Raw genomic sequence first — 6,306 nt, forward strand, 5'->3', positions numbered from 1 at the left:
TCATCATGAGACGTCTCACCCTTTTGCTCGTCGGCAGCAGCCAAGCGCTGGATGAATTGCTCCGCGAACTGGAACAGCACGGTCATTCGATTCAACGCCTGAATCAGGCCCAGGCCATCGAAGCACAACCGCCGGGCGCGGCGGATCTGTTGATCGAAGATGGCAGCCTGGCGTTGCCCACCAGTTGGCGGCGCGACCTCGGCGCTTGCACGCACCTGGCCCTGCGCCTGGAACAAGGACCACCGACACCCCAGGGCCTGCCCGAACTCAACCTGCTCTGCCATCTGGTCGAGGACAGCGGGAGTCGCCTGATCCAGCGTCTGGCCGTTGCCCAGGACGACTCCGGGAACGGCCAGGCGCTACGCCTCGCCGCGGTCCAGGCCCTGGTGGAACAGGTGGCCTTGCAGGTCAGCCGTTACTCCCGTGATGTCGAACACTTTGCCGAGGCCGTCACGCTGCCAACGGCCTCAGACCACCCGGAACAGGACCTGCGGATGCTTGAGGCGCTGGCCTTCGAGCACCGCTTCAACCAGACCGCTCGCCCCGAGTTGCTGGCCCTGGCCCAGGTGTCGGTCATTGAGCATATCGAAGCCAGCCTGCTGCGCTTCGCCGATCGCCCGGCGCTGACCCTCGACGCAGAGTCACTGACCTACCGGGAACTGCATGACCTGAGCCGAACGATCCAGCAAGCCCTGCTGGCCCGGCTCGACGCCTTGGGGCCGCTCTCCGCGCCGCCGGTCATCGGGCTCTGCCAGCACAAGGGGGCCGCGTTGTACGCCAGCATCCTGGCGATTCTCGGTGCCGGGGCGGTGTATCTGCCGCTCGACCCGGGCCACCCGCTGCAGCGCCAACTGTTCGTCCTCAAGGATGCCGGTGCCAGCCTGCTGCTGCACGACGGGCAAGACCCGCTGGCCGGGCATCTGCCGGCCCTGGATGTCCGCGGCCTGACGAACGAAGCGCCAGACCAACCCCTGGTGCGCCAGGCATTGGCCGCCCAGGCGCCCTGTCTGGCGCTCTACACCTCGGGCACCACCGGGCAACCCAAGGGCGTACTGCTCAGCCAGCACAACCTCAGCCACTTCACCGCCTGGTATGCCGACTACGTACAGCTCAGCGAAACCAGCCGGGTCCTGCAGTTTTCCACCCTGAGTTTCGACTCGTCGCTGATCGATATTTTCCCGACCCTGGTCCGTGGTGCGGAGCTGGTGGTGCCCACTGAAGACCAGCGCCGCGACCCCTTGCAGCTGCTGGCGCTGATTCGCGGACAACAACTCAGTCACGCCTTCCTGCCGCCGGCGCTGCTGAGCATCCTGCCGCTGGACACGCCGCTGGGCCTGAGCCACGTGATGACCGGCGGCGACGTCTGCGAACCGGATGTCATCGAGAAGCTCGCGACGCAGTGCCATTTCTACAATCTCTACGGGCCCACCGAGAGCACCGTGCTGGTCACGGCCAGGCAGTTCCAGGCCGGCTCCGGCAATCGCAGCCTGGGCCAACCGATCGCTAACAGTCAGGTGCTGATTCTCGACGAGCAGCGCCAGCCGGTCCCTGAGCAGACCGTCGGCGAGTTGTACATCGTCGGGCCGGGGGTCGGCCTCGGTTATCTGAACAACCCCGACAAGACCGCCGACAGCTACCTGCAACTGACGTTGGGCCAGGGCGTCGGCCTGCGGGCCTACCGCACCGGCGATATGGCCAAGTGGACCGGCGAAGGCATCGAGTTGTGCGGCCGTCGGGACAACCAGGTGAAGATTCGTGGTTTCCGGGTCGAGCCGGAAGAAATCGAACAGTGCCTGCGCGACAGTCGGCTGTATCGCCAGATCGCGGTGGTCATCGATCCCCGGCGGCGGGTGCTGGCGTTCATGAGCCAGCCACAGTCTGCCGCTGGCCAGGACGCCCTCAGGCAACATGCCGAGCGCTATCTACCGGACTATATGCAACCGACCGTCTACACCGAGCTGGCCAGCCTGCCTTCGGCCAGCAACGGCAAGATCGATCGCGCGGCGTTGCTCAAGCTGCCGGTCGAGGCGGCGGAAAACAGCCGTCGCCGGTTACCGGCCACAGAGGACGAAAGCCGCCTGCTGGCGCTCTGGGCCGAGCTGCTGGAACTGCCGGTCGAAGATATTTCCACCGACGAGAGTTTCTTCAACCTGGGCGGTCACTCGATTCTGCTGTCAAAAATGTTGCTGGGCATTCGCGAGCAGTATGGCCGGGGCATTTCCATCAACCGCTTTATCGAGGAGCCGACCCTGTGTCGGCTGGCGCTGCTGGTCGGTGGCGCCGCCACCCACCAGGCCCTGAGCGAACAGATCGAGGTCGACGCCTGTCGTGAACTGGGCCTGAATGTGCTGCCCGCCGATCGGGCCGGCGATGTGAACAAAGTGGTGGTGACCGGCGCCAACAGTTTTGTCGGCGTGCACCTGGTCGAAGCGCTGCTGGCCGGCGGGGCTGTCGAGGTCGCCTGCCTGGTCCGCGACAGCGCCGCGGAACCGGCGAACGAACGCTTTGCCCGAGCCCTGCGGGAAAACCGCCTGGAGCACCTGGACCTGAGCCGGGTGCGGGTCCATGCCGCCGACCTGACCCGTCCGCGGCTGGGACTGGCCCCCGCGGTCTATGAGCGGATCGATCGTGAGTTCGGCGCCCTGGTGCACAACGCGGCCAACGTCAATCACGTACTCGACTACGAGTCGCTGGCCCCGGACAACGTCGATCCGCTGTTCGAATGCCTGCGCCTGTGCGAAGGCCGCAGCAAGAAGATCTTCAATTTCATCTCGACGCTGTCGGCCTCCAGCAGTGTCGATGCCGAAGGCCGGGTGCTCGAACAACCGGCGGCGCAGACACCGCCGATCTATATCAGGAACGGCTACAACCTGAGCAAGTGGGTCGGCGAGCGGATCCTGCAACGGGCCCGCGAGCAAGGCGCCTGGGTCAATCTCTACCGGCCCGGCAACATCAGCTTCAACAGCCGCAGCGGGGTCAGCCAACCGCACAAGAATCGGCTGATGCTGATGCTCAAGGGCTCGTTGCAACTGGGCCAGGTGCCCGCCCTGGAGCTCAATTTCGACCTGATGCCGGTGGACTTCCTCGCCCGCTTCATTGCCCTGCATGGTCGACGCACCAGCGCCCACGGGGTGTTCAACCTGCATAACCCGCAACCCTTGAGCTGGGCCGACTATGTGGCCTCGTTCCGCGAGGCCGGCCGCGACTTCCAACTGGTCAGCGTGGCCGACTGGCAACGCCAGTTGCATCGGGTAGACAGCGCCAATGCGCTGTTCGAAGTCCTGGGTTTCTACCTCAACGGCTTCGAGGAGGACATCGGCGATATCTCGGCCATCGGCCATGCCCATGCCGCCGCCGGCGTGCGCGAGATGGGCGAGCAATACCCGGCCAAGACCCCGGCGCTGCTGCGCAAGGGCTGCGACTACCTCACACAGATCCAGTTCATCTGATTCACCCCCACCCACAAGGAGTTACCTCATGAATAACCTGCAACCTGACAGCCTGATCCGCAACCCACAAGGCAGCCCGGTGATTTCATCGGTGGAGATTGCCCGCGACGCGGCCACGGTTTGGGCCGTGGTCGGCGATTTCGGCGGATTCGCGGCCTTTATCACGGCGCTGGAGCGCATCGAAATAACCGGCGATGGCGTCGGCTCGCTGCGCAAGAAATTCTTCAAGGACGGCAATCTGGTGGTCGAGCAGCTCAACTCGCGGGATGAGCAGGCACGGCGGATGACCTGGACGACGATCTACAACACCCTGGGGGTTGGCCAGCTGTGGGCGGCGATGACCGTGGAGGCACTGGATGCGCGGCGTTGCCGGGCGACCTGGACCATCATTGCCGAACCGGCCAGTGGTGGCGAGGAAGCGCTGCCGGGGTTCCGCAGCTTCGTCCAGGGGTTTGCCGATGATGCGATGAACAATGTGCGGACGTTGTTGGCCTGATCAAGTTCGGCCCCCGCCGCCAGGTTTTGCCTGCGGTCTGGTGAACGACAGATCTCCCCTGTGGGAGCGGTGCTTGCCCGCGAAGCTTTTGGCGTCCTTGAGGCCGCCTTCGCGAGCAAGCTCTGCTCCCACACAAGCCCTGCTTCCGCAAGAGGGGGGGTCAACACCGGTATCGCGGGATCAGATCCGGAAACTGTCCACCAACTGCTTCAACCGTCCAGCCTGCTGCGCCAGCGCATCGCAATCCTTCAAGGTCTCATTCAGGTTCGCCACACCCTGCTGGTTCAGCAGGTTGATCTGGTTGATATCAACGTTGAGGGTCTCCACCACCGCGGTCTGTTCCTCGGTCGCAGCGGCCACCGATTGGTTCATCCCGTCGATCTCGGTAATCCGCTGGGTCACGCTGACCAGGCGGGCACCAGCCTGGTTGGCGACTTCAACGCTCTCCTCGCTGGACACCTGGCTGGCGTTCATGGTGGTCACCGCTTCCCGCGAACCGACCTGCAACGAGGTGATCATCTTGTGGATCTCCTCCGCCGATTCCTGGGTCCGGTGGGCCAGGTTGCGCACTTCATCGGCCACCACCGCAAAGCCACGTCCCGCTTCACCCGCCCGCGCCGCTTCAATCGCCGCGTTAAGGGCCAGCAAATTGGTCTGCTGGGAGATACCCTTGATCACATCGAGAATGTGCCCGATGTTGTCGGTGCTGGCGTTCAGCGTTTCGATCTGGGTGCAGGACAGGCTGATCTTCTGCGACAGCTCAGTCATCGCCAGGATAGTTTTTTCCACCACCTGACGCCCGTCATCCGCCTGTTCGCTGGCACCGCTGGCGTGTTGCGAAGCATCGGCGGCATTGCGGGCGATTTCCTGGGTGGCCGCCCCCAGTTCGTTGATCGCCGCCGCCACGCTGTTGGTCCGGGCGCTCTGCTCGTCGGAACCGATAATCGAGGCATTCGAGGAGTTCATCACCCGCTGTGACAGGTCATGCACCTGCCGCGTGGCCGAGGACACCTCACTGATGGAGGCGTGGATCCGCTCGACAAACTGGTTGAAGGAGCCGGCGAGTTCGCCGAATTCGTCCTTGTTCTCGATGGTCAGGCGCCGGGTCAGGTCGCCCTCGCCCTGGGCAATGTCCTGCATCGCACGGCCCATGGTGGTCAACGGACGCATCAGGAACTGGATCAACAGGGTCAGCAGCACCGCGATCGCGACCACGGCAATCAACATCGCGATCAACGCCGAAGTCCGGAACTTGCTCAGTGGCGCGTAGGCCTTGTCCCTATCGATGGACAGGCCGATATACCAGTCCGCCGAAGGCAAGCCCGCCACCGGGGTGAACGAGATAATCCGCTCCTGGTTGTTCAGGGTAACTTCCTGGATGCCCTTGGTAATCCGCAGCCCGGAGTTCGGGTAGAGGTCCTTGAGGTTCTTCATCACCTGGCCTTTGTCCGGGCTGACGATCACTTGCCCGTCGCCACTGACCAGGAAGGCCTGGCCAATACCGCCGAAGTCCACCGAGTTGATGATCTTCACCAGGGTTTCCAGGCTCAGGTCACCGCCCACCACGCCCAGTAGTTGCCCGCCGCTCTTTACCGGAAGGGCAATAGTCACCACCAACCCACCGACCGAAGCCATGTAAGGCGGGGTGAGCATGGTCTTGTCCGCCACTACCGCGGACTTGTACCAGGGACGCTGACGCGGGTCGTAACCGTCAGGCATCTTCGCGTCAGGGCGCTGGGTGAAGGTGCCGTCAGTCTGACCGACATAGGTGAACTGGAAGTTGGAGGTCAACGCCGGTTGATCGACCAGGCCCGGGTAGTCGGCCTTGCTGCCCTGATGGGCAACGTTCTGTGCCAGGTTCTCCAGTACCAGGATCCGCCCGCCCAACCAGTTCTGCACGCTACTGGCGGTCAGGTCACCGGCTTGCTGGACGGAGGATTCGAGGTTCTGCCGGATGGTGCTGCGCTGTAGATAGTCGTTGTAGAAGGTGAACAGCGCGAAGGCGAGAACCACGACACCAGAGGCGGCCAAAAGGATTTTATGGCTGAATTTAATATTCATTTCATAGACTTCTTATGCCGAAAGTGGGGATGCGTGCGGGTACAACATTCGTTGTGCGCGTAGGCGAGCTTCTATGGCCGCTCTACTTTGGTGCACGCATTGTCACCATGCTGTCGGCACCATGGAGTGAAAACTTAACTCATTTCAGGAGATGTCAGGAGGCTTTTCTACGGGCCAAAAACAAAACCCCCGTCTGCGTGCGCAGACGGGGGTTTCGGAATTCAATCTTGACGATGACCTACTCTCACATGGGGAAACCCCACACTACCATCGGCGATGCATCGTTTCACTGCTGAGTTC

3 protein-coding genes and 1 rRNA gene are annotated in these 6,306 nt (G+C 63.1%); 2 read left to right on the top strand and 2 right to left on the bottom strand.

What is annotated here, in order from left to right; all coding sequences use genetic code 11:
• The first annotated feature begins 5 nt into the window (after nucleotides 1–5).
• Nucleotides 6–3,449, top strand: a complete 3,444-nt coding sequence (locus tag AC07VG_RS26210) for an amino acid adenylation domain-containing protein (RefSeq protein ID WP_495022153.1) — start codon at nucleotides 6–8, stop codon at nucleotides 3,447–3,449.
• 28 nt (nucleotides 3,450–3,477) lie between these two features.
• Complete coding sequence (locus AC07VG_RS26215) at nucleotides 3,478–3,945, top strand: SRPBCC family protein (protein ID WP_495002977.1); 468 nt, start codon at nucleotides 3,478–3,480, stop codon at nucleotides 3,943–3,945.
• Between the two features lie 180 nt (nucleotides 3,946–4,125).
• On the opposite strand, the gene AC07VG_RS26220 is transcribed toward AC07VG_RS26215, so the two are convergent.
• Both AC07VG_RS26220 and rrf read right to left on the bottom strand, forming a co-directional pair.
• On the bottom strand, nucleotides 4,126–6,006 hold the full coding sequence (locus AC07VG_RS26220) for a methyl-accepting chemotaxis protein (protein WP_495002976.1): 1,881 nt from the start codon (nucleotides 6,004–6,006) through the stop codon (nucleotides 4,126–4,128).
• Nucleotides 6,007–6,231: 225 nt separating this feature from the next.
• A 5S ribosomal RNA gene (rrf, locus tag AC07VG_RS26225) occupies nucleotides 6,232–6,306 on the bottom strand; the annotation flags it as partial.

This window comes from Pseudomonas sp. GW821-FHT03C07 (assembly GCF_059420925.1).